This is a genomic window from Dactylosporangium sp. NPDC050688 (genome assembly GCF_040654515.1).
Lineage (GTDB): Bacteria > Actinomycetota > Actinomycetes > Mycobacteriales > Micromonosporaceae > Dactylosporangium.
On record NZ_JBFAIC010000066.1, the window covers coordinates 1 to 21,960 of the forward strand.

A 21,960-nucleotide genomic window follows, 5' to 3' on the forward strand; every position below is an offset into this window, starting at 1 on the left:
CCGCGGTAAGAGACATCGTGTCCAGCGCGTTGGGGGGACTCTCCTACGGCCGCGCGGTGGCGAACATCGCCTCCGTGTTCATCCTCGGTATCGGCGTCATCGCCGCGCTCAACCAGATCGGGGTGGCGACCACCGTCACGACCCCGATCCTGATCGCGGTGCTTGCCGCCGTGGCCGGCATCCTGATCGTCGGCGTCGGCGGCGGTCTGGTGAAGCCGATGCAGGCGCGCTGGGACAGATGGCTGGACCGGGCGGAGACAGAGTCGGCCCGCCGCTCCGAACTCCCGAAGGCGTACGCGGCCGGCCAGAGCGACGCCGAACGGCTGATGGCAGAAAGGCCGCAGCCCGCCGCCACACCCGTCGCCGCCGGCCAGCAAGCCCCCTCGGCGTCCCGTGACCAGTCCCCCGGCCAGCGGGCCACCCGCCCGCCGTCACCAACGCCCGCGGCGGACGACGACACGCAGGCCGCGCCGCCGCAGACCGGTCAACGGCCACCGACCCGGTAGCGCGGGTGGTCGCGACCCGGCCGGGCCGTGCCACCGCCGTGCGCGTGAGCGGCAAGTCTGGATAGCCGAACGGTCATGATGCGGTAAAGGAGCGGCTGCGGCCTTTTCGTCCCGGTACGGCGGCTGCTCCGGCGCCAGACGAACTCACTGGGTCACGTTGCGAGCGGTACCGGCCGGCGGGCGGCTCGGCGTCGAAGTACACGCTGGGCCCGGCCCGCCGTGCGGCTCGCGAGAAGATGATGTCCGCGACACCGCCTTCGCGGATTGAAGTCAGAAATCGCTCGGCGCCGATCAGCATCGGTTCGGCCACCCCCGGCGGCCGTCAAGGTCAAGACCGACCGGCACGGAGGAGCGTCCATCAGCACAGGTCGACCTGAACCGTTCCGAAACAGCCGATCACTTTCGGAACACCTCAGGGCCACGATGGACGAACAACGCGAGAGGCGGTTGATCTACGTTTCCGCAGTTCAACCGCCTCTTGATCGTGCGCGCCCGAAGGGACTCGAACCTCTAACCTTCTGATCCGTAGTCAGAAGATCGAGGTGCGTTCTCTTCCACGGTTGCACTCTCACGAATCGTGCCGTTTCGCAAGGCCCTGTACCGGAAGCGTGCGGCGCGTATCCGCAGGTCCACGCGATCTCGCCTTCCAACGCCCGCCGCCAACGGGCGGCCGACGGGCTCGCGTGCCGAAACGGCGCCCGGCGTGCTGAACGGTTGCGCTACATCCGATCACCACCGGAACACAACGCGATCGCTACGGCATGGACCACGAGACCCTGGACCGCCGATCGCGCACCCTCACGAAACCGAGATCGACGCACTCATCTGCCGATGAGCGGACGTTTCTCTTGGCCGGGTGAGGACCGCCGGTCAGGACAAGACGCTGGAGGGAGGTCGGAAAGCATGCTGTTCGACGGTCCTCTTCCTGGGCTTGAGGGGTCGTTCGCGACCGCCGCCCGCGTCCTGGCCGCCTACGACCTCCTGCAACCGACTGACCGTGGCCGGTCCCGGTGGTCCCGGGCACGACGACGTCAGCGAGACTGGGAGCAATGCCGCTCTAACGACCTGGAGCTTTCCTATGCCGCACGGGATCGTCCGCTGGTTCGACGCCGAACGGGGGTTCGGCTTCCTCGCGCCTGACGACGGATCACCAGACGTGTTCGTGCACGCCTCCGAGATCGTCGGGGACGGCGGCTCGAAGGTGCTCCGTGAGGGCCAGGCCGTCGAGTTTGAGGCCGGCAAGAACGACCGCGGTCCCCAGGCGCTGCGCGTGCGCGGCACCGCCGAGCAGGCCGCTGGCGGTGCCGTGGGCCTGCTCGGCACGGTCAACTGGTACGAGCCGACCAAGGGGTACGGGTTCGCATCGCCAGACGGCGGCGGCCCCGACATCTTCGTGCACAGCTCGGCCATCGTGACCGGCGGCGTGGTCAGCGACGGGCAGCGGGTGGCCTTCGTCGTCGTCGAGGGCGAGCGCGGCCCGCAGGCCGCGCACGTGATCCCGCTCGGTCCTGGGGCCGGCCTGTCCGCCACGGCAGGCGGTGCCGACGGGGCGGACGGAACCGTCTCCTGGTACGACGAGGACAAGGGCTTCGGCTTCATCGCCCCGGACTCCGGCGCCGGGGACGTCTTCGTCCACGCCCGGTCCCTGGCCGAGGGCCTCACCTGGCTGACAGAGGGCGACCGCGTGGCGTACGAGCTGGTCAGCAGCGACAAGGGCCCGCAGGCCCGCGACGTGCAGCTGGTCCGAGGGGCCGAGCCCGCGCCGCCACCGCGACGCCCGGCACCGGCCGGGCCGCCACCCGCCAGGAGTAAGCCGCCGTCACGGGGCGTGCCCGCACGCGCGGGCCACGGCGTCGTCGCACGTTACGACGGCGACCGCGGGTTCGGGTTCATCACCCCGGACGCCGGAGGCGACGACCTGTTCGTCCACGTATCCGTGGTCGCCGGGTCGGAACCGCTGCAGCAGGGCGACCAGGTCCGGTACACGGTGCGTCAGAGCGACCGGGGCCTGCAGGCCGACCGCGTGGAGCGCCTCTGACACCTCTGAACACATGCTCATCTGCCGCGGCGTGAGTGCTGGCGTTCATCACCGCTGGTGACGCACCGTGATACATGGCTGAATTTCGTGTTCCCAGCGCCCGTCTCGAGCCCTCGGGTGAGCTTGTCCTGCGAGCCGCGGTAGCGGCCTATCTCGGTCGCTACCGCGGCCTGACCCGTCAGCACAGCGAGTCCGACCTGCACGTCTTCCTGCGCTGGTGCACCGATCACGAGCTCGACCCGCTCACAGCGGTCCGAGTCGACATAGAGCGGTACGTGCGCTGGCTGCAGGACGTCCGTCACTACCAGCCGTCCACCGTCTCACGCCGGCTGTCGATCGTGGTCGGGTTCTACCGAGTCTGCGTCATCGACCGCATCCTGCCGCACTCACCCGCCGACTACGTCCGCCGTCCCACCGTCCCAGCCGAGTCTCCGACCCTCGGCCTCGGCCACCTGCAGTTCGAAGCGCTGATCACCACCGCCCGGCTGTCGAACAACCCGAACGACTTCGCTCTCGTCGCCCTTCTCGGCCTGCTCGGACTGCGGATCTTCGAAGCGTGCGGGTCGAACATCACCGACCTCGGCGAAGAGTACGGCCACCGCGTCCTGCGCGTGCGGGGCAAAGGCGGCAAGGTCGTTCTGATCCCGTTGCCGCCAGCAGTAGCCAGGACGATCGAACGTGCCGCCGACGACCGCACCGACGGTCCGATCCTGCGCAACTCCCTCGGCGGACGAATGGACCGCCACGCCGCCTCCCGCCGGCTGCGACATCTGGCCTTCGCGGCTGGCGTTCGGATGCCTCGGATGCATCCCCACATGCTGCGTCATACGTTCGTCACGACCATGCTGGATGCCGGCGTCAGCCTCCGCGACGTGCAGATCGCCGCCCGCCACGCCGACCCGCGAACGACGATGCGCTACGACCGGGCCCGCAACAACCTCGACCGGCATCCCAACTACATCCTCGCGGCCTTCATGGCCTCCGGAACCTGACCTTGGAGCGCGACCATGCCGATGACAGGAAGTTTGACGAGCGCATGAATTCGAGTCCGAAGCCGTCAGGTGGTCCTGTCGCAGGCCGTTCTATCGCGTTCCCTGCTGAGCTGGCCCGTCTATCGTGATGCCGTGGAGAACGGCATCGGGCGGACGTTTTACGCTGGCCCCGCAATCGATGGCATAGCTGATCCGGACACCAGAGACCTCCTTGTGTGCAACGGGCTGCCCACCGAAGATCTGATCTTCGAGGCGGATCCCGCGGCAGATGTCGTCATCTCACCGTACGGCACACCGGCCGTATGCCTCGGTCAGGTTTCAGGAGGCCGCCTCTGCGTCGACCCGCGCTCCGGCGAGGTCTTCGTGTCCGGCACCTATGGCGGGACGTGGTATGTCAACAAGACGGTCCGGCAGTTCGCGCTGTCCCTGGCGAAGTTCGACGAGATGGTTCCGTTCCATGAGCGGAACGCGGACGACGAGGTGATGGATGCAGCCGTCGCGAAGTTGGTAGCCGCGCTGACAGCGATTGATCCGTCAGCGTTGAGCATCCCGGGCACGCACTGGCAGGACATCGTGGCCGACGTCGCTGACGGCGACTATGGGGCAGAAGAGTAGCGGGCCGGTCTACGTGACCAGTCAATAGGGCCACGAGCATGCTTCTGCCATGAGTCGCGCGCACCGTCCGGCCATTCCGACCGCTTGATCAAATGCACGCTCATGCCGCCGTTGGTGCGCTGGACCGAGCGGAGCTCGTCACAGACCGTCAACGGCGCACCGTGGCCGAGGCTTCCTGTCCTGCTGAGATGAGTGCGCAGCGCCGGATGCGACGGACGTCTGCGGTGTTCACCAGCCCAACGTCGGCTCGCCGAGGATGTCGCCACCGACCGCCGCGGCAAGGTGTTCGGCAAGTTGGGGCATTGCCGGGGGCACGTGCACGTAGAGACTGTGGCCGGAAGGCGGCGGACGGTGCCACAGCACGGCACCGTTGACGCCGAGCTGGAACCCGGACTCGTGATGCACGCCTGGCCAGCATGTCATCCACGAGATCTCCGCCGGCTCCATGTTCACCAGCGCGAGGAACGTGTCAGCCAACGTGCTTGGCAGCGGATGGTCAGGTGGGTAGACATGAGCGTTCATCGGCGGCAGTTCCCGCAGTGCGGCGGCCATTTCGACCGTCAGGGTCGTCGCCAGGTGTACGCCGCCGTCATCCCTGCGTGACATCGGCAGGTCATCTGGTGCTAGACACGGCTCCAGCACAGCTCTGGCCTGACGCACCGCATAAGCCGGGATGTCGAGACTCAGGCAGACGATGGCGGCGACGCCCACGTACCGGTCCAGGTCGTGCGAGTCGGTCTCGACGTACACACCGACTTCCGGCTGACAGCAGGTCGGCGCGGTGGCCAGAAGGCGCTGGGCCATGGCGTACACCTTGCCGAGGTCATCGCTGGTGTGGATCAGATAGACGGCCGAGTTTCCCATGGCGGGTAGTCTCTCCTGCCTGTCAGAGCGCGACCATGCTGGCGTGCGAGCCCCAGCCTGCGTCCCTCCTGGAGTGAATCAGCACCGTCTAGGCTCTCGCCAAGGTCAATATCTGACGCCGGGTGGGACAGGTATGGGATTCTGGGGCACCTACGTGGTCTTGCGGTCGGACGAGCCGCCCGCACAGATGTTGCCGGCGATTAGGACGCTGCAAGGCGCTGTTTCCCGCGGCGGCCCGTGGAGTGCAGGCTGGCGGGTGTGGATCGTCCATGACCCGGCCGGATCGCTACCTGACGATCTCCTCGAACAACTGCACGCCGTGATCGGAGCTCCGGTGCTGCTCGGTCGCGTGCTGGACAGCGACGCTGTGCACGTGGTCGCCGCGGGGACATCCGCCCAGCCGTGGAGCGTGTGGCTGCAACTCGACTCTGCCATGGGTTTTCTACTGCCCCCACCGGCTCCCTTTGACGACGACGGCAACTACCTCGGCGACGATTGGCGTGACCCTGCGTATGAGGCTCAGGTCGAACTGACCCGAGGCGAAATCCTCGCTCAAGCGCCGGGTGGCATGGCGGGCGCCCGTTCCGCGCAGGCCTGGGCACGGGACGCCGGCCTGACCCCGGACACCGTCGAGGCAATCACGAGCGTCCTGGACGGGCACGAGACGTTCGCAGAAGATCTCTTCTTACTGCTGCTCCAGCGACTCGGTCTCAACCCCGCGTAGGCGTCCTTCACCGATGCGACATTTGTGGGACGAATCGATGAAGGGTCCAGGCGGGGGTAACCGCTACGGTGGCGGCGGATGACGAGTGTATCGACGGAGGTGGACCGGTGGTGGACTGGATTGCGACGGCATCGGGCATGGCGGCGGCGATTGGGCTCCTGTTCACCGGGTATCAGGTGTGGCTGCTCAACCGACAGGCACGACATGATCGTCGGGTCATGCTCGACGGCGTGGCAGTGTCATGGCGTCCTGTGGAAGCACCCAGCCGCGTGGAGCGCGCCGACGGTACGTCCAAGTGGTTGTACGAGATAGTCCTGGTCAATCCAGGAAGGCTGCCGATAGACGACGTACATGTTCGGTTGCAGTTCCCGTGCGACGTTCTCCGTCTCCGCCACGACGGGGTCATGGACTCGCGAACGGACACCCTGACACTGAGCGCACCGGTGGTCGTCGGTGGCGGCGAACGCACGTGGCGCCGCCACCTCCTGATCGACTACAGCAAGAAAGGTGATCTCATAACGACCTATGCTGAGGTGAGCTTCAACGATATCGATGGTCGCCGGCGCACCAACCGATGGCCACGCGCTCCGCGGCAGCGGCTGGACAGCAGCGCCGCGACGCCATCACTCCGAGAGTAGTCATCTCGGCCGGCCGCCGACCGGGCAGCGGTTCGCCAAGGATCGTCGCGCCGCCGGCAGGACCCGGCCGGCAGCCCGCGTCGCGCGTCGACAAGCGTGCGGTGAGTTTGCCAGCCAGCAGAGACGTCGGCCGTCACGCTTTGTAGCGGCGCGTCCAGTGCGGCGAGTCGCAGTAACGGCGCTCACTCGTAGCCGATGAGCGGGCGCCGCGCCCGCCGTCGTGCCGAGGTGAGTCCGCCGAGAAGTGGCCGTGGGCGCCAGCCTGGTCGCGCGAGTCTTGCATGTCGACCGTACTTCTCGGCGATGTGCGGGCCCGTTGGCAGACGCTGACTGCAGGCGGGCTACAGGTTGTTGATCCGGGCCAGCAACTCTGCCTCGGTCAGGTTCTCCAGGACCGCGTCCTGCTTGCGACCCAGGACAGCCAGCAGCTTTTCCTTCTCCAGTTTCTTGGCTGCCACTGCCTTCGCCGCCTGGTCCTCCGCGAGGCGGATGGCGATGACGTGCTTGACGACCTCGAGCTTGGTCTCCAAGGTTGCCTTGGCCGGATTGGTCTCGGTGGCCACGAACGACTCGGTATCGATGGCCTTGAGTTCGGCGTTGACCGCCTTGGCCACGTCATCGAGGCTGAAGCCGGACTTGGCGGTCAGCGGAAGCTCCCACAGCTGTTCCGTGGTCAGCAGTCCCTTGGCCGACGGGTAGCGGAACTTCTCCCGCGTGGCCTTCTCAAAAATGGTCACGATGGCCTCTCTCCGATTCTCTGGGTACGAAATCAGAACTGGATGCTGATGAGGTGGCGCCGGCCGCCAGTCATGGTCACCTTGGCGACCACAGAGTTACGGACCGTGGAGCTGAAGCCCAGGCCGGACAGCTGATCCGGGGACGGCTCGCACTTGGTGCGATCGCCGAGAACCTCGAACACCTTGCGGTGCGGTTGCAGGTCGCCGCGGAGGAACTCGTTGTAGATCCCGCGGGTCGGCTGGTCGTTCACGCACCCTTTCAGGATGAAGAAGTAGTGGCGGTTGCCGACCTCGCCGTCGTCGAAGTAGTTCGGCGAGTACATGACGGTGGACACCGGCACGAACTGTTCGGTGGTGATTCCCCAGAGGTCCTTGCCTGCGCTGCCGGACTGCATGTCCTTACCCGGCCGGAAAGCGGTGATTACCTCGTCGGCGACCGTCATCCGGCCCACCTCGACGGTCTCCTTGTGGCCGACCGCCCGCTCGTGGATGTAATGCTCGATCTTCCCGTTGCTCTCGATCTCGATCACGAAGCCGACCTGGGTGCTTTCCCGCCTGTGGAACTGGTTCACCTCGATGCGGTACTCGCCGTCGGGGACGTTGCCGGTCCAGGTGACGTTCTCCACCGGATCGCGCGAGAACGGCCCGCTCGCGTTCATGTCGACGTCCAGCTTGTTGCGCTTGTCCTGGTACCAGATGTGGTCGCCGTTGGGTTCGAACACGTGCAGGTCGAGGTCGTCGTGGTTGAACCAGGACAGGCTCACCCGCAGCTTGCCGGTGACGTTGCCGCCGGCCCGCTTGACCTTCTCCTTGATCGAGTCGGCGACGTTGCCGTTGTAGGACCAGGCGAAGTCGTTGTCCCAGGTGAACAGCCGCGGAGCGGTCGGGTGCCGGCCGGTGGTGAGACTGACGAAGTGCGGTTCGTGGCTGTTGGCCACCCACAGGTCGATGGTCGCGGCGCCGGGCAGGATGTCTTTCATGAAGGTGACCACGGGGATCTCCTCCGGCTTCGCGTCACGAAGGCGCGCACCTGCCGGCCTCATGGTGGCCGCCTGCATGAGCAGCCCTTCGATGCCGTCCTTCATCCGCGACTGTGTGTCGTTGTCGACCCATAGCACGTTGGTGACCGACACGTCGGACAGCCGGGCGAACCGTCGCTGCAACGACTCCTCGATGCCCAACTCGTCGATGGTCTTCATGGCAGCCTTGACCATGGCCGGGGTGATCAACGCCGTAGGGCGCTGGTAGTTCTGCGGTGCCACCTTCGTCTCGAACGACCGGACCGCCTGCTCCAGGTCGACGCCCGCGGAGAGATCCTGGACGAGGGTGCCGATCACCGTGTTGCGGAACCGGGCTGCCGGGTTCATGGCGTTGGCGAAAATGAAGGCCCGTCCGTCGGTCGTCTTCGTCCACAGTTTCTGCAGTGACCGGAACTCGGTCACCGCCCGGCGATGCTCCGTGCCGCGGTAGAGGGCATTGTCGTCGATGAGGTCGACGACGGTGTCCAGAGCGTGCTGGGTCAACTCGGCCAGGCCACGCTGGAACACCTGCACCGCGGCGTCGAAGGCGCCCCGTGCCGCGCCGACGTCTTGGATGCGATGCCGCTTCTCCACCCGGCCGTACAGGTGGTGCCACACCTCGACCTGGCCGTCGCGCAGCGCCCGAGTCGTCCTCGTCCCGTACTGCGCCTCGGTGGACCGGAAAATGGTGGACAACGGCAGCGTGCCGACGAACTCGTCCATTGCGGCGGCGACGACGGAGAAGACCGGGTCGGATGCGGACACCCCGGACCAGACGGAGCGGACCTGTCCGTTGTGGATCTCGACGACGTTACCGAAGTTCTTGATGAACCCGCGGCAGGTCGAGCAGTCGTACTCGGACCGCTCACGGAACCGGAGATTGGTGCCGGCGGGGAAGGAATCGAGAAAGGTGAGCCAGAGTGAGTCCCGGTCGAGACCGTCGCCGACGACGTACATCTCGTCCCTGGACATCGCGGACAGACGTGAAGTCACATCTGTCACGAACTGCTGGAAATCACCCACTGCGTCATCCTCCTCGATCACCGCAGATCCTACGAAGTGCCTGCAATCGGAGAAACGCATTTCCGGCTGTCCGCACGGTCACTGACGACGCCGGTGGCCAGCGGTCAGTCGAACTGCGAGGAGACCAGTAGGTGTCCGCGCGCTTGATCAGATGCTCGCTCATGCCGCGTCTGGTGCGCGAAGGGCAACTGGAGTTCGTCACAGCGGGTGACCGCGCTTCCGCCATCGGTGGCCTGACATGCCGATTTCAGTGCATCCGAGCTGTGTTCACCGGTGGCGATCATGTTGGCGCGTTCGTGGTCATCGTGGTGGCGCCCCGGGTCACCGAGACGATCGGCGCCTCCGACGCAGCCAGCCGCACGCTCTACCTGGACCCGTACGCTGCGGTCCGCGGCGGACTGCGGTAGTCAGCCGGCGGTCAGGCAGAACGGGTGACCGGCTGGGTCCAGTAGCACCCGCCACCGGTTGCCGCCCGGCTGATGGTCGGGCCTGACCGCGCCGAGCTCCAGCGCCAGCTTCTCCGCGGCGTCGAGGTCCTCCACTTGGAGGTCCAGGTGGAACTGTTGTGGCACCTCCTGATCTGGCCACTGCGGGGCTCGGTATCCGTGGACTCGCTGGAAGCCCAGGTCGCGGCCTGAACCAGCGGTCAGGGCAACGAACTCGTCGGCGTCGTAGCTGAGTTCCATGCCTGTCAGCTCTTGGTAGAACCGGGCCAGAGCCCGGGGATCGGCGCAGTCCATGGTCACGCCTCGCACCGTGGCGATCGGCATCCTCCACTCCTTCTCGTCCAGGTTCGCGGGCCACGAAGTGGCCGCAGGTAGTGATCCAACCGCGCTGTCGTGGCCCGGCTCCGCTCAACACCGGTCACGCGGGCGGCCACAGGGACCAATCGCGGTGGCCCTGGTCGATATGGAGTCCCCTCGTGTTCAGCTAAGCTGAGGCTGCCTCGAAATATATCGAGGGGGCCTCGACTTAGCAAGGAGGTACGGTGAGCGCCGCGAACATGCCCCAACGCCGGATGCGTGCCGACGCCCGCCGCAACTACGAACGGGTGCTCGCGGAGGCGGAGGTCGCCTTCCGGGAACGGGGCACGGAGGCATCGCTGGAGGAGATCGCGCGCCGAGCCGGAGTGTCGATCGGCACGCTGTACGGGCACTTTCCGACCCGGCAGGCGCTGCTCGAAGCGATGCTGCACGAGAGCATCGACCGGCTCGTTGCCACCGCCGAGGAGTTGCTCACGCACCCGTCGCCCGGCGAGGCCCTCGCCCGGTGGGCCGGCGCGACTGGGGCGCACATGTCCGCCTATCGAGGGCTGGCCAGCTCACTGCTGAGCTCCCTGAAGGACGAGAGTTCTCCGCTACACCGGGCGTGCCAGCAGATGACCGCCGCCGGCGAGCGGCTGCTCGATCGAGCGCGCTCGGCGGGTCTCGTGCGGGCCGAAGCCAGCGCCGCGGACATGTTCGCGCTCGTCAACGCGGCTGCCTGGGTCCGCGAGCAGGTCCCCGCCGAGCAGGGCGACCGTCTGCTGGCGTTCATGATTGACGGACTGCGCCCGGTAACCGCCGAGACTCGCCGTCCCGCCGACCCTGGCCCGTGAGGTCACGGGGCCGGGAAGCGCCGAGGGCGGGTGCCGGCTCGCCCCCGCTTGAGCGACGAGGTCTTCTGTGTTCACCGCCTCAAGTCTTGCAGCACGTCAAGACGGATGCACGGATCTGCCGCCGCCCGAGTGCGGGCCAGTCGGCAGCCGTCATGCTCTGTACGTCACCGCGTCGTGGTGGTCCGCGCGCTCGTGGCCGATGTGCATGCGTCCGACCTTCATGCGAGGCGTGGTGGTGCACGCCTTAGCTCGGCGGTGGAATCACCCCTGATCCCCGCCGGGCAGTCGTCGTGCCGACGACAAACCAGGGCAGCCGTCCGGGAATTCCCTGATGGCACAGCCAGCACCGCGGCTGAACATGGACGAATGACTGTCCTGTCGTCATCAGTCGCCGCCCAGGCCGTGCCACACCAGCGTTCCGCCCGGCAACGGTGGGCAAGGCGGGTCAGTGTCGCGGCCGCTGCATGGGCCGTCGTCTTCGCCGCAGTTCACGTGTACTGGCTTGCCGGCGGTACGGCGGGCCTGCCGGGCGGGATGTCCCTGCTCGACAACCGCCCGCTACTGATCATCGATGTCCTTGCTGTTCCGGCGTTGGCGGTGGGCGGCTACCTCGCCTGGCTGCTGCCCGGCGGCGGTCCGCGCTGGCTGCGCCGACGCCTCCGGCTCGTCTCAGGCTGGACTGTTGCCGTCGTACTGCTGGCCCACTCGCTACCCACCGTGCCGGACTGGGCCCGGCTGATACTCACCGAGGCGCGACTGACCGATCTACCTGCACTGCAACGCTTCTCCGCCGGCCTGTACGAGCCTTGGTTCCTCGTCGGAGGATTGCTGTTTCTCGCGGCCACCCTCATCTCAAGCACCGGCACGCCGAGCAGCAACGCGACCTGACGCACGTCGCCGACAAGACGGACCACAACGGCGCTGTTGCGTCTGCCGATCAGTAGGCGCGTTTGGGCGGGTGCCGGTCGGGTCTCAGACGGCGGTGGCGAGTTCGGTGAACGCCGCAGCGACGCGGAGTCCGCGCGGGGCGTCGACGCCGAGTTCGTAATGTCCGCGGCGGAGGTTCTGCATGAACGCGTGTCCAGCGATGATCGTCTGGGCAGTCCGGTCGCTGCGTAGCCCGCGCATCGGTCTGAGCCGCTGTTTCAGCTGACCATGGTCGGCCTCGATCCGGTTTTGTTGGCATGCCGTTCGACGTGGTGCCACGCCCACGGTGCCAGCTCATCGAGCACCGCCGGATACACCGGCGCCGCGTCAGTGACCACCTCGGCTGGTCGCACCTTCAACATGGCCATCGCCCGGCGGAAGAACCGGCGCGCCGCAGCAGCGTCCCGACGGGCGGACACGAGCACGTCGATGACCTGCCCGTCCTGGTCGACGGCCCGGTACACGTACCGCCAGACACCGTTGACCTTCACATAGGTTTCGTCGACATGCCACCTGTCACCGGGTGCATGCCGGCAGAATCTGGCTGCATCGGCCAGCAGTGGCGTGAACCGCTGCACCCAGCGGAAGATCGTGACGTGGTCGACCTCGACACCACGCTCGATCAGGAGTTCCTCGACGTCGCGGTAGGACAGGTTGTACCGCAGGTACAGCCGGACCGCGACCACGATGACGTCCGGCGGGAAACGGAACCCGGCGAACGCCGACCGTGCCGGCCGGGCTGGACGCCAGAGGCTGGAGACCTTCACGACTCAAGCGTGCCCGACCAGGGCAACGCTCAACGCAACGGAGCCGCGAAACGTAATGACAGCCGCCGCTTTAAGCGGTTATGGGTGATTTGACGCTATCAATCGTATGATGCACCTGGCCGAACGGGCATGCTTGCCCGCCAATTGGATGATCGATCAAACGGTCATTTTTGGTGGCCGCACGGCGATAGTACGGGTCAATTTTACGCTTCGTATAGACATCGCTGTCGCCGAGTGAGGTCGTCGCGCTATGTCATCAGTTCGTGGAGGTCCGTCGAGTCGACGCCGCACTCGCTGGCTCTGGGTAGCAGCGTCACCATCGGCAGCAGGTCACGCCCGGTCCTACTAGTACGCCGTTCCCGCCGGCATGCTCTAGGTCGCCAGGGTGGGCGAGGATGCGACCGTCCGCGTCTGACCCTCAGACGGCAAGAAGCCCCGGCACGTCCTGCGGGCTGCCTGGGATGCGAACGGCGCACCACGCCACCCGGTGCGAACACCGGTTCGGTGGCCGAGACGTCGCGGAGGTAGAGCACGCCTCGACTGTCGGGATGATCGACTCCGCGGCAGCTGGCATGCAACTATCGTGTCCGCGTATCGGTCGGCGCTGCTGGTCCGGCGGCAGCGCCGTCGAGCGCGGTAGCTCAGCTGGTGGTGGTGATCGGCCAGATGCGCAGGAGGTACTGCTCGACGCCGTCGAGGGCGCGCCATGCTGCGATGGATGTTTCGGTGTCGGCGGTCTGGGTGTCGCGTTCGACTTCGGCGGCGCGTGTCTGCATTTCGATGCGTCCGGTGTGGCCGAGCTGGATGCCGTAGTCGCCTGGGCCTGAGCCGACGGGGATGTCCAACATGCGGTCCGGGACACCCTCCTCGTAAATGTCGACGTTCACCCGGCCGGTGGGCAGGGTGAGGACGGCTGCGGGCTGCCACTGCCACGGCGGTTCGGTGTCGACGGGTTCGGCGTCCAGTGGTTCGATCCGCAGCAGGGGCCTGCTGAATTGGTGTGCGCATCTGACGAGCAGGACCGCGCCGGCTGCACCGAGAAGGCGACCGCCGCGGCTGCCGGGGATGCGAGCGGCGTCCCAGGCCGGCCGCTGCGACTCCGGGCTGGTGGCGGAGACGTCGCGGACGAGAAACACACCCTCGCCGGTCGGGATGATCGACTCGACAGCAGTTGGCACGTCGGTCCTTCCGTTGGGCCGGCTCGGCGGCGCTGCCGCGTGCAGCGCCGCCGAGCCGAACGGCTTCAGTTGGTGATGGCGACGAAGAACTTGTCGTTGTCCAGTATCCGGTTCGCCTTGTAGAACCTGTTGTTCAGGTAAAGGTTGCCGGCGTCCTGGTTGTCTATCTCACCGATCATGCGCGCCGAGCCGTTCCACTGCATCCAGCCGTTGGTGTCGCCGTCGGCTTCGGTGGTGGACCAGTAGGCGCCCTCGTACGTGGATGCGAACGGGTACTCGTCGCAGTTGAGGTTGGGCGTGGCGGCGCCGTCGCCCCAGACGTCGACGCATACTTTCTTCGCTCTGTCTCGATTCTTGTCGATCCTGTCCGTGCCGGTCATGCGGCGCAGCGGTCGCTGCTCGCTGCCGAGCTCCGGTTTGTATTCGCCGGGGATCGCTTTGCCGACGAACGAGGGCCAGGTCCGGTCGACGTGGTGCAGGGCGTCGTCGATGTGCTGGATCGATTCCTGCACGCCGGCGGTGTTGTTCGCGGCGCGGGCCAGGGCTGCGAGGTCGAAGGTGGGGCTGAAGTCGGAGAACACGGTGCCGTTGGCACTGCTGGCCAGGGCTGATCCTGCGGAGTCGAAGCGGATCTCCGCCGATGTCATGTTGTTCTCGGTCCACGGGGTGATCTCCGGGTCCGATGGTGTGATCGCCATGCTGAGCTTGATCTGGTTGTAGATGACGAACGTGTCGCCGACGCCGGTGCCGTTGGGTGACAGCATCGTGATCTGCGTCTGCGGGTCGGTGCGCCAGTTCCCGAGGGGTCGTTCGACGGCGCCGGATGTCGGTAGGCAGGACACCGACGTGGTGGTGCAGCCGCTCAAGCTGATCTTGAGTGGGGTTGTCACGCGTTCCTCGCCGCCTCGTTCCTCCCAGTTGTCGAAGGTGAGGTACCAGTCCACGATCCTGTTGGCGCTCTGGGCCAGACCGACGAGCGTGTAGTCCCATTCGGTCTCTGCAATCATGACCGGGACCGGACCGCCGCCCAACTTGTACAGGGTGACCTTCCGATGGCCGGTGAAGCATCGGTTGAACCGGTCGGCCATCCAACCTTCCCGCGTCGTGGCCTGGTTGAAGTGTTCGTTGCGGCAGGTCCGCTTGAGGTCGTCCTGCGGGGTGCCGACCAGTGTCCGCTGGTTGTTTGTGCGGAGGCTGTTGCTGTTCGTCTGTGGCGGTGCGTTCGCGGGGGTCGGGACGCCGCCGCTGGATTCGGTGACGACCCAGGCGAAGGTCGGTCGTTTCGGCGCCGCGTGCGCGGTGCCGACCCCGGTGAGCAAGGCCGCGACGGCGGCGGCGACGCCAACCATGACACCTCGGGTGCTGCGGGTCATGACAGTCCCTTCCGGGAGCAGATGGTTCCCAGGCATGCGTAGAGCAGGTCGCCGGTCGCCGCTGCGTACACGGCGGTGTATCCACGCAGGTTCGTGGCAGCCCTCCGGCTGAAGCCGGTGACGGTGCCGTCGCCGGTGACGACGTGGATCTCGGCGCCGCCGTCGACGGTGAGGGTGACGCCGGTACGGCGGCCGAAGTCCGCAGCGGTCATCGTGCTCGAAGCGGGTTGGGTCGCGCCGTGGACGTCGGTCTGGACGCGTTGCCGGGCCGTGTCGGCGGTGATCGGCGCGGGTTTCGTGCCCAAGGTGCTGCGGGTGTTGACGTTGCATACCTTGCGGGCCTGCACGCACGCGGCGAGTCCGGGCACCGTGTCCAGGCAGCGTCCCGGGTCGTCGGCCATGCACGCGGCGAGCTGCCGCTGGTCGACGCCGTTGACCGATGTGGTGGTGGCCTGCGGCGTCACCGGTTGCGGCGTGACGGGCCGCAGCGCGAGCGCGCCGGTGGCCGGCTTGCCCAGCTGGATCCGGTCGACCTCCGTCGGCGAGCTCGGCAGGTTGGACACCCGCGGCATGAGCTGGGTGGTGAAGCAGTACGGCGGAGTGTGCGGCTCACCGGCGAGGATCGAACGCGGATCCGGCTGGCCGCAGATGTTGGCCGGGAACGCCGCGACGTCGACGAGCCGGGTGCGGCGCCAGGTGCCGTTGCCGAACACCTGCATCCGGTTCTCGAACGGCGTCGCGAGCGCCGCGTACTCGGCGTAGCCGGCGAACAGCCCGGTCTCCAGCTGCCTGGCACGGCTGCCGGTCGCGTGCTGGGTGGTGCCGACCAGGTTGAAGTCGTAGAAGACGTCCCACTGCCCGGCGCTGGTGCCCATGCTCATCCACGTGTGCACCGACCCGTCGGCGAGCGTCGAGTCCGGACGGCTGATCGGCCAGTACACCTCCGCGGTCTCGCTACCCTCCAGCCAGTACGCGGTGTGGGCGGTGCTTCCCGTCGACGCGGTGTACGACGCTCGCCAGCCCATCTCCTCGTAGTCGTAGCCGGAGTCGCCGCCGGAGCTGTCGATCGGGTTCCAGTTCACCTGGTTACTCAAGTCGTTGTAACCCGGGTTGCTCGGCGGGCTGGGCGGCGGGCCGTTGAACGACACCGGCTGCTGACGGAAGTTGAGCATCACCCCGGAGACCGGCACGTCCTCCCCGACGCAGAGACCGACCTCAGCACGTTCGGGGCAGTCGAAACCACCGACCCGGGTCCGCCACAGCTGCGTCTCATACACCGACGAACAGCCCCACATCGTCGCCGGCTGACCGTCCTCGCTGTACCACAGATCCAGGCACCGGCCATCACGCTGGTTGCGCAGCGCGAACCCGTTCGTCGGCCAGGTCTGTGCACGTACCACGGTCCAGAACTGCTGCGCAGCGGTCCCGCAGTCGACGAGGATCACATCGGAACCGTCACTGGCCGACACCGCCTGCAGGCACCGACCCGACGACGCGTGCCGGATCCGGTAGATAGGCGTCGCACCCGGTGACACCACGTCGAACGTCCACCGTTGCGCCTTGACCGACGCCGGCATGCCGACGCTGTACGTCCGGATCTTCACCTGCGACCCGATCGCGTCGGAGTCCGCGGCGAGCACCTGCATATCTCCGTCCGTGGACTGCCCGATCGCGACCGGCTCCGGCACGGGCACGGCAGCAGCAGCCGTCCCACCGGGTATCAAACCGCCGACAGCAGCAGCCAGCAGCGCACTGAGCGCGGCCGTTCCCTTGTGTCTGAGACGATGCATCCGATTCCTCCCCTGGACGCGCAGGGGCGGCAGCATCACGTCGCCATACCCACTGACCGCCCCCGCAGCAGATCAGCACGTATCTATGACTTGACAGACACTGCCATAGACGAACCGTGAAAACAGTGACGGATCACACACGATCAGTAATTTGGTTGCTATCCGAAAACTCGGACATCGCCACCCCGCGCCGGCGGCCGCGCGGCTCACCGGCGCAGCGGCGACCGCCCTCACACCGATACGCCCAGCACGACAACGAGCGTCAGCGCGCAGGCGACCATGCGGCCCGCCGAGGCGTCGTGCCCGTCAGTGCCACCGGAGTCCTGACAGGCCTCCACGCGGCGCTAGCCCGTAGTGGCACCCGTTCACCTCGTCGGTGACCGCTGAACGTGGTCACTCCAGTGGGTGCCCACTCTCGCCCCGTCCCGGCGATCACAGCCCTTGCGCTCGAACACATTCTGGCAGGCTGCATTCGCCTCGGTGGATGCCATCTCGCTACGACGCCGCCGTGCGAGGCATCCCGCTGGGCCCGCAGCTGTCCCGCCTGCCGAACTGGCACGCAAACCGGTGCGCTTCAAGGTTGCCGTCGGTGATGTCGACTTCCGCCATCCGTCCAGGGGTGGCTCTGGGGTGGGTCAGAACGGCATCGCCAAGTCAAGTGACGGAGGTCACCCGTTCGATTCGATCCACTATCCTTTGTAATAGGAAATTTTTGAGTGATGCATGTCAATGCAATGATCACCAGCACTCACGCATGCGGTTTGCGTGCGTCGAGGCCTGACGGATCGTAATCCTCCTAAACCATTTGTCGGATTTGTCATTTTTCGACGCACCGCACCTGGGGCTCCGCCCGACGAAACTTCCCCATAGGGTTCTGACAATGCCTTTCGGTCGACCGGACGACCGGAGAAAATCGCAGAACGGGAGGACGGGAACAGTGCGTCTGTTGACAAGAATGGCGACCGCCATATTGGTGAGCATGGCTGCCGTTGCGGCGCCGGTGGCCGCGCAGGCGAATCCGACCGAGGATGTGTACATTCCTCCGAAGCCCGCCGGGGCAGTCGCCTACGGGGTGATGGTGAATGGCAAGCTGACGGCGTAACCGCCTATGCCGCCCGCACGTGTGCTGAGGCCGGCGAACGAGCCGGCCAGCGTACTCGGAACGGGCGGCGGATGCAAGAACACGCTGAACATCGGTTCTTGCATCAACAAGGGTAACAACAGGTTGCGAGGAGACTTCTACTACAACTTCACCAATGATGCGACGGACTGGGCCCAGGTGAATATCGTCCGGCTCAGCGACAGTGCGGTGCTCGGGTGGTACAGCACCCAACTCAACCACCTCGGCCAATTCCCGGTCCAGGAGTGGGTCATCTCGGGCAGCGGTGCCGCACAGACGCAGGTCGACGTTACCAGGACTGCTTGTGCCCGGGGCACCTTCAGTTCGTCGCGCAGAGCCCAACGTACTACTACCCGTAGGGCCTGCGGTCCTCTCGATCGGACGCTGGAGAGGGCTTCTCGGCTCTCTCCAGCATCCCGGGCCGGCATGTCGAGGTTCGTATCCCCTACACCGGCAATTCACCGATGCGATTCACGATGGTGTTTCGCAGCAGGGCGGTGGGACGAAGCGCGGTCGGCTCGTCGCCCAGGATGTTCATCTGCGTCCCGAGGAACTGACCGGTTTCCGGTTCGAAGATCAATTCCTGTCGGGCAGTGTTGTTGCCCTGTCCGACTGCGACACCTGCCCGGCCGGCCGCGTCGGCGACGCCAGAGCGAACCGTAACCCCCGGCAGCTTGGCCACTGCGAGAAACAGCGCGGCACGTGCCTGCGGTTGGATGTAGGTCTGCTGCAGCAGGTCCGCCGCGGCCGCGAACGCGCTCTGGCTGCCTGCCGCAACGGCTGGGAGCTGCCGCAGGAAGGTCAGCATGCCGTCCGGGCCGGTTGGCAGGTTCGCTCGATAGCCGGGCTCCGACTCGCACGGCCGGGTACGTGTGGCGTCGAGACGGCCATCGCCGGTCCACTCGGGCGCTCGGCCGTTGCGGCAGCCTGGAATTGGAAACTCGAGACGACCGCCTTCGCCGGGCGCGTCGCGCTGCACAAGCCCGTCGACGTCGCCGTTGACCGAACGCCACGACCTGATCAATGCCACCCGCTCCGCATCCGGACCTCGTCCCGGACCCCAAGCCTTGATCTCAACGAACACGAACTGGTCGACCTTCGGCGACAGCGGCGATTCCAGCCGGACAAACGCAGCGGCGCGGGTCAACACGGCAAGTGCCTCAGAGTTCTCGGCGGGTGCACCGGGAACAGTTCGGACCGCGACAACGGCGACGCCGCCAGCCAGGAGAACTGCCACCGCCGCGGCGGCACCGGCGAGCAGCAATCGTCCGCGCCACCGAGCCGGCGCGGTGCTCAACCCGCTGAACACGCGGTGTCGCGCCCGGAACGGCACGATGCCAGCCGGCGGATCGAGCGCCTCACCCAACTGCCGCATAGTCGTTCCTGTCTTCATGCCCACTCCTCAAAGACGCCAGCCAGTTCACGCGTGCCCAACATCTGCTGCATCTGGCGCCGGGCCCTGTTCAACCGTGACCGCACCGTGCCCACGGGGATCCCGAGCACCCGGGCGACCTCTTCGTACGACATCTCCTGCCACGCGATCAGCGTCAACACGTCCCGATCCCGCAGGTGCAGCCCGGCCAGCGCAGCTGCCAGGCGCGCGCGTGAACTTCGCGCCGTCAGGTCCTCAGCGACCCGGTCAGCCAGCCCGTCAACCTGGTCGGGTTCAGCGGCGCGAGCCAGTGCCATCAGCCGGGAGGTCTCCTTCCGGCGATGCCGCGACACCTCCCTGACCAGAATCCCGAACAGCCACGGTCGAGCATCACTGCGACTCAGGTCATACCGGGCCCGCTGCCGAAACGCTGCGAGGAACGTCTCGGCCACGACATCCTCGGCAACCTCCGCACCCACCCTGCGACAGGCGTAACGGAACAACGCCTCCGAGTGGCGCTCGAACAACGCCCCGAACAGTTCGGGGTGCGTGCGGGAACGGCCGATGATCTCGGTATCGCCCAGACTCACCGGTAGCACCGCATCACCCAACGATCTGCTCACCCGCATCCAATCTGTCATGGAACCTCGCGCCTACCGTGTATCGCCCGCCCGCGCCAATCGAGTTCACGCTCGACCGCAGAACCTTCAAACTCGCAGACGGCTACGGTGTCCGACTGAGGCATCCCCGCCGCTCGTGCCAGCGGTCGCAGCAGCGGCGGCAGCACGTCCAGCGTCGCCACACCCTCTACGCCCCGGGTTGGCAGGTCGAGACAACCTGGATCAACCGCGACGACACCGGCGAGCAAACCTGAAACAGCTCCGTCGACCCGCACGGCGCGGAGCGCTGGTGCACCACCAGCCAGCTGCGGAACCTGCAGCACCGCGAGGGACTCGACATCGGCGACCTCACACCAGCGCTGCAAATGCCTCGCCTGACCGACCCGGACGACGGCTGCAAGCCTGGCGGTGGCCTGGTGGGCCGAGTCGGTGATCGTCTGCCGGGTTCCCCAGAAGCGGGCATGCTCGGCGACGACCTGACCGGCGCAGGAGGCCACGACCCGGGCCGGGTTGGCGAACACGTCGACGAACCGGCCGATCGCGCGTGGGTCCACGCTGTAGTCGTTGCTGTCGACACGGACGTAGTAGTCGCGGCCCAGCCGGACCCGGTGGGTCAACCTGAGCCACTGGCGCCACCGGCGGCAGGCCGACCATCGCAGCCCGGTCGGCATTCCACCGCTGCGCCGGCGAAGCACCGATCGCACGCAGGTGCCGCACGTTCACCCGGGTCGTCAGCCAGTCACCGATCTGGACGTTGAAATCGAACGGCGACGTGAACGTGCGGCCCGACAGGAACGACGTCTCGAAGTAGCCATTGCGCCGCTCGACGAGACCCTTGGACTCCGGATCGCGTCGCGGCGCCAGCCGGATGCCCACGCCCAACGTCCCCGCGAACGACGTCGCCTCCGCCGTCAACCGCCCGGTCCCGCCGATCGCCGATTCCCGATCCCAGGCCAGCGTGCGCGGACACGCACCCCACCCACCAATGAGCTACGACCGAATCTGCGGCTCGAACACATCAACCGACGAACCCCGCGGCCCACGCTCACGCCGCGGCGGCTTCACCGCTCGCATCGCCGACCGCACCGTGTTCCGCGACAATCCGAACCGCCGAGCGAGCTCCACCCGACAGGCCCTGCTTCACCCAACCATGGGACGGCAGCTACAGCACCCGACGCCGCCGGATCGCGGCAACCGCGCCAAACCACAGGGGGTTTACCTGCTCAACAGCACGCCTTCTGGTCGGCAAAGCGTGTCACCAGATCTCCGACCCACCGATTTATCCACATCCCCGATACCACATGTCCACTTTGCATGTGCACCCAAGGCGAGTGACAAGACCCACAAATATCGTTCGACGTCAATCTTGTGGAGGTCGACCCTGTCCGGACAGGATCAATTCACCACTTACCGCAACGGGGAGGATTACAGAGTGTCACACTCGTTCAAGCGGTGGCTCGCTGCCGCCACCTGCGCTGCGACCGTAGGGCTGCTGCTACTGGCCGCTCCGGCTCAGGCGGCACCAACGGCGGAAGCAGCCGCCGTCAAACCGAGCACCGCAGAACCTAGCGCTGCCGAGATCGAAGCGAACAATGCCGCCGCGAGGGCGGCGTTGCCGCCGAACGTGACCATGACGGTCATCGGGAAGGTCCCGAAATACAATGGCCCGGCCGACTTCTACTCTCAAAACGGCTCAACCATTGCGAGCGGAGCAACCGCCCTTTCGGCGTCAGCAGTGCCGTACCACCACACCTTTAGTCATGTCCAGAGCTTGCCTGGCCGCGAATGGCAAATCACCTTGGACAGTACAGTCTGTCAGGACATCTACGCCAGCTGGGAAGCTGGCTACCACGACCAGTTCCACAAATTCTATGTCTCACTGGGAAACGACGGAAATGCGTCCGTCCTAGTGCCCGTTGACGGCATCACGCGGTCGTGGTGCTGGTCGCAGGTCTCCACCTACACGGACCACCACTTCTACTATAAAGTCGAAAACAACTCACCCGGGAATTACGCATTCGTGTATGGCGGGGGCTACACCCGGTATTCCTGGCAGTAAC

18 protein-coding genes and 6 pseudogenes are annotated in these 21,960 nt (G+C 66.5%); 13 read left to right on the forward strand and 11 right to left on the reverse strand.

The genetic code is table 11. The annotated features are described in order from the left end of the window. The 6 genes and pseudogenes from AB0H83_RS41100 to AB0H83_RS41125 form a co-directional block, all read left to right on the forward strand. Positions 1-506 (forward strand): annotated as a pseudogene (locus AB0H83_RS41100) (hypothetical protein); the annotation flags it as partial. A 1,078-nt stretch (positions 507-1,584) separates the two neighbouring features. Beyond that, positions 1,585-1,782 (forward strand): annotated as a pseudogene (locus AB0H83_RS41105) (cold shock domain-containing protein); the annotation flags it as partial. A gap of 36 nt (positions 1,783-1,818) precedes the next feature. Then, positions 1,819-2,010 (forward strand): annotated as a pseudogene (locus AB0H83_RS41110) (cold shock domain-containing protein); the annotation flags it as partial. A 60-nt stretch (positions 2,011-2,070) separates the two neighbouring features. After that, positions 2,071-2,544 (forward strand): annotated as a pseudogene (locus tag AB0H83_RS41115) (cold shock domain-containing protein); the annotation flags it as partial. Between the two features lie 74 nt (positions 2,545-2,618). After that, a complete protein-coding gene (locus AB0H83_RS41120) occupies positions 2,619-3,536 on the forward strand; it encodes a tyrosine-type recombinase/integrase (protein ID WP_360105575.1) in 918 nt (305 codons plus the stop codon). A gap of 132 nt (positions 3,537-3,668) precedes the next feature. Then, positions 3,669-4,151 (forward strand): SUKH-4 family immunity protein, encoded by a 483-nt coding sequence (locus AB0H83_RS41125; protein ID WP_360105577.1) that lies wholly within the window; start codon positions 3,669-3,671, stop codon positions 4,149-4,151. Between the two features lie 228 nt (positions 4,152-4,379). On the opposite strand, the gene AB0H83_RS41130 is transcribed toward AB0H83_RS41125, so the two are convergent. After that, positions 4,380-5,015 (reverse strand): hypothetical protein, encoded by a 636-nt coding sequence (locus tag AB0H83_RS41130; RefSeq protein WP_360105580.1) that lies wholly within the window; start codon positions 5,013-5,015, stop codon positions 4,380-4,382. A 133-nt stretch (positions 5,016-5,148) separates the two neighbouring features. Between AB0H83_RS41130 and AB0H83_RS41135 the strand changes: the two genes are divergently transcribed. Together AB0H83_RS41135 and AB0H83_RS41140 are read left to right on the forward strand one after the other, a co-directional pair. Further along, a complete protein-coding gene (locus tag AB0H83_RS41135; protein ID WP_360105583.1) occupies positions 5,149-5,739 on the forward strand; it encodes a hypothetical protein in 591 nt (196 codons plus the stop codon). Between the two features lie 107 nt (positions 5,740-5,846). After that, the gene (locus AB0H83_RS41140) at positions 5,847-6,377 is read left to right on the forward strand and encodes a hypothetical protein (protein WP_360105586.1); all 531 of its coding nucleotides are present in this window, start codon (positions 5,847-5,849) and stop codon (positions 6,375-6,377) included. 341 nt (positions 6,378-6,718) lie between these two features. Here AB0H83_RS41140 and AB0H83_RS41145 read toward each other — a convergent pair whose 3' ends face one another. Then, positions 6,719-7,114: a hypothetical protein gene (locus AB0H83_RS41145; protein ID WP_360105589.1), complete on the reverse strand. Its 396-nt coding sequence runs from the start codon at positions 7,112-7,114 to the stop codon at positions 6,719-6,721. Positions 7,115-7,146: 32 nt separating this feature from the next. Continuing rightward, positions 7,147-9,156 carry a hypothetical protein gene (locus AB0H83_RS41150; protein ID WP_360105729.1) on the reverse strand — a complete coding sequence of 670 codons (2,010 nt, stop codon included), beginning with the start codon at positions 9,154-9,156 and terminating at the stop codon, positions 7,147-7,149. A gap of 161 nt (positions 9,157-9,317) precedes the next feature. Between AB0H83_RS41150 and AB0H83_RS41155 the strand changes: the two genes are divergently transcribed. Then, a complete protein-coding gene (locus AB0H83_RS41155) occupies positions 9,318-9,563 on the forward strand; it encodes a hypothetical protein (RefSeq protein ID WP_360105592.1) in 246 nt (81 codons plus the stop codon). Here the strand turns inward: AB0H83_RS41155 and AB0H83_RS41160 are convergent, their stop codons facing one another. Beyond that, positions 9,564-9,926, reverse strand: a complete 363-nt coding sequence (locus tag AB0H83_RS41160) for a VOC family protein (protein WP_360105595.1) — start codon at positions 9,924-9,926, stop codon at positions 9,564-9,566. Positions 9,927-10,144: 218 nt separating this feature from the next. Between AB0H83_RS41160 and AB0H83_RS41165 the strand changes: the two genes are divergently transcribed. Together AB0H83_RS41165 and AB0H83_RS41170 are read left to right on the forward strand one after the other, a co-directional pair. Then, positions 10,145-10,753, forward strand: coding sequence for a helix-turn-helix domain-containing protein (locus AB0H83_RS41165; RefSeq protein WP_360105598.1), 609 nt, complete (start codon positions 10,145-10,147; stop codon positions 10,751-10,753). Positions 10,754-11,119: 366 nt separating this feature from the next. Further along, complete coding sequence (locus tag AB0H83_RS41170; RefSeq protein ID WP_360105601.1) at positions 11,120-11,641, forward strand: DUF3995 domain-containing protein; 522 nt, start codon at positions 11,120-11,122, stop codon at positions 11,639-11,641. 84 nt (positions 11,642-11,725) lie between these two features. On the opposite strand, the pseudogene AB0H83_RS41175 reads toward AB0H83_RS41170, so the two are convergent. From AB0H83_RS41175 to AB0H83_RS41190, 4 genes and pseudogenes are all read right to left on the reverse strand, one after another. Beyond that, positions 11,726-12,447 (reverse strand): annotated as a pseudogene (locus AB0H83_RS41175) (IS6 family transposase). Between the two features lie 641 nt (positions 12,448-13,088). Beyond that, positions 13,089-13,625 carry a hypothetical protein gene (locus tag AB0H83_RS41180; protein ID WP_360105604.1) on the reverse strand — a complete coding sequence of 179 codons (537 nt, stop codon included), beginning with the start codon at positions 13,623-13,625 and terminating at the stop codon, positions 13,089-13,091. Positions 13,626-13,690: 65 nt separating this feature from the next. After that, complete coding sequence (locus AB0H83_RS41185; protein ID WP_360105606.1) at positions 13,691-14,974, reverse strand: hypothetical protein; 1,284 nt, start codon at positions 14,972-14,974, stop codon at positions 13,691-13,693. A 20-nt stretch (positions 14,975-14,994) separates the two neighbouring features. Beyond that, entirely contained in the window at positions 14,995-16,692 is a 1,698-nt protein-coding gene (locus tag AB0H83_RS41190; protein ID WP_360105609.1) for an RICIN domain-containing protein, read from the reverse strand. Positions 16,693-17,767: 1,075 nt separating this feature from the next. Between AB0H83_RS41190 and AB0H83_RS41195 the strand changes: the two genes are divergently transcribed. Beyond that, a complete protein-coding gene (locus tag AB0H83_RS41195) occupies positions 17,768-17,890 on the forward strand; it encodes a hypothetical protein (protein ID WP_360105612.1) in 123 nt (40 codons plus the stop codon). A 463-nt stretch (positions 17,891-18,353) separates the two neighbouring features. On the opposite strand, the gene AB0H83_RS41200 is transcribed toward AB0H83_RS41195, so the two are convergent. The 3 genes and pseudogenes from AB0H83_RS41200 to AB0H83_RS41210 all read right to left on the reverse strand — a co-directional run. Beyond that, a complete protein-coding gene (locus AB0H83_RS41200; protein ID WP_360105615.1) occupies positions 18,354-19,301 on the reverse strand; it encodes a CU044_5270 family protein in 948 nt (315 codons plus the stop codon). Continuing rightward, the gene (locus AB0H83_RS41205) at positions 19,298-19,870 is read right to left on the reverse strand and encodes an RNA polymerase sigma factor (RefSeq protein ID WP_360105618.1); all 573 of its coding nucleotides are present in this window, start codon (positions 19,868-19,870) and stop codon (positions 19,298-19,300) included. Before AB0H83_RS41205 ends, AB0H83_RS41200 begins: the two co-directional genes overlap by 4 nt. Before the next feature lie 479 nt (positions 19,871-20,349). After that, positions 20,350-21,022: pseudogene (locus AB0H83_RS41210) on the reverse strand (IS21 family transposase); the annotation flags it as partial. Positions 21,023-21,332: 310 nt separating this feature from the next. Between AB0H83_RS41210 and AB0H83_RS41215 the strand changes: the two are divergent. Continuing rightward, a complete protein-coding gene (locus AB0H83_RS41215; protein WP_360105621.1) occupies positions 21,333-21,959 on the forward strand; it encodes a hypothetical protein in 627 nt (208 codons plus the stop codon). Position 21,960 lies beyond the last annotated feature (1 nt).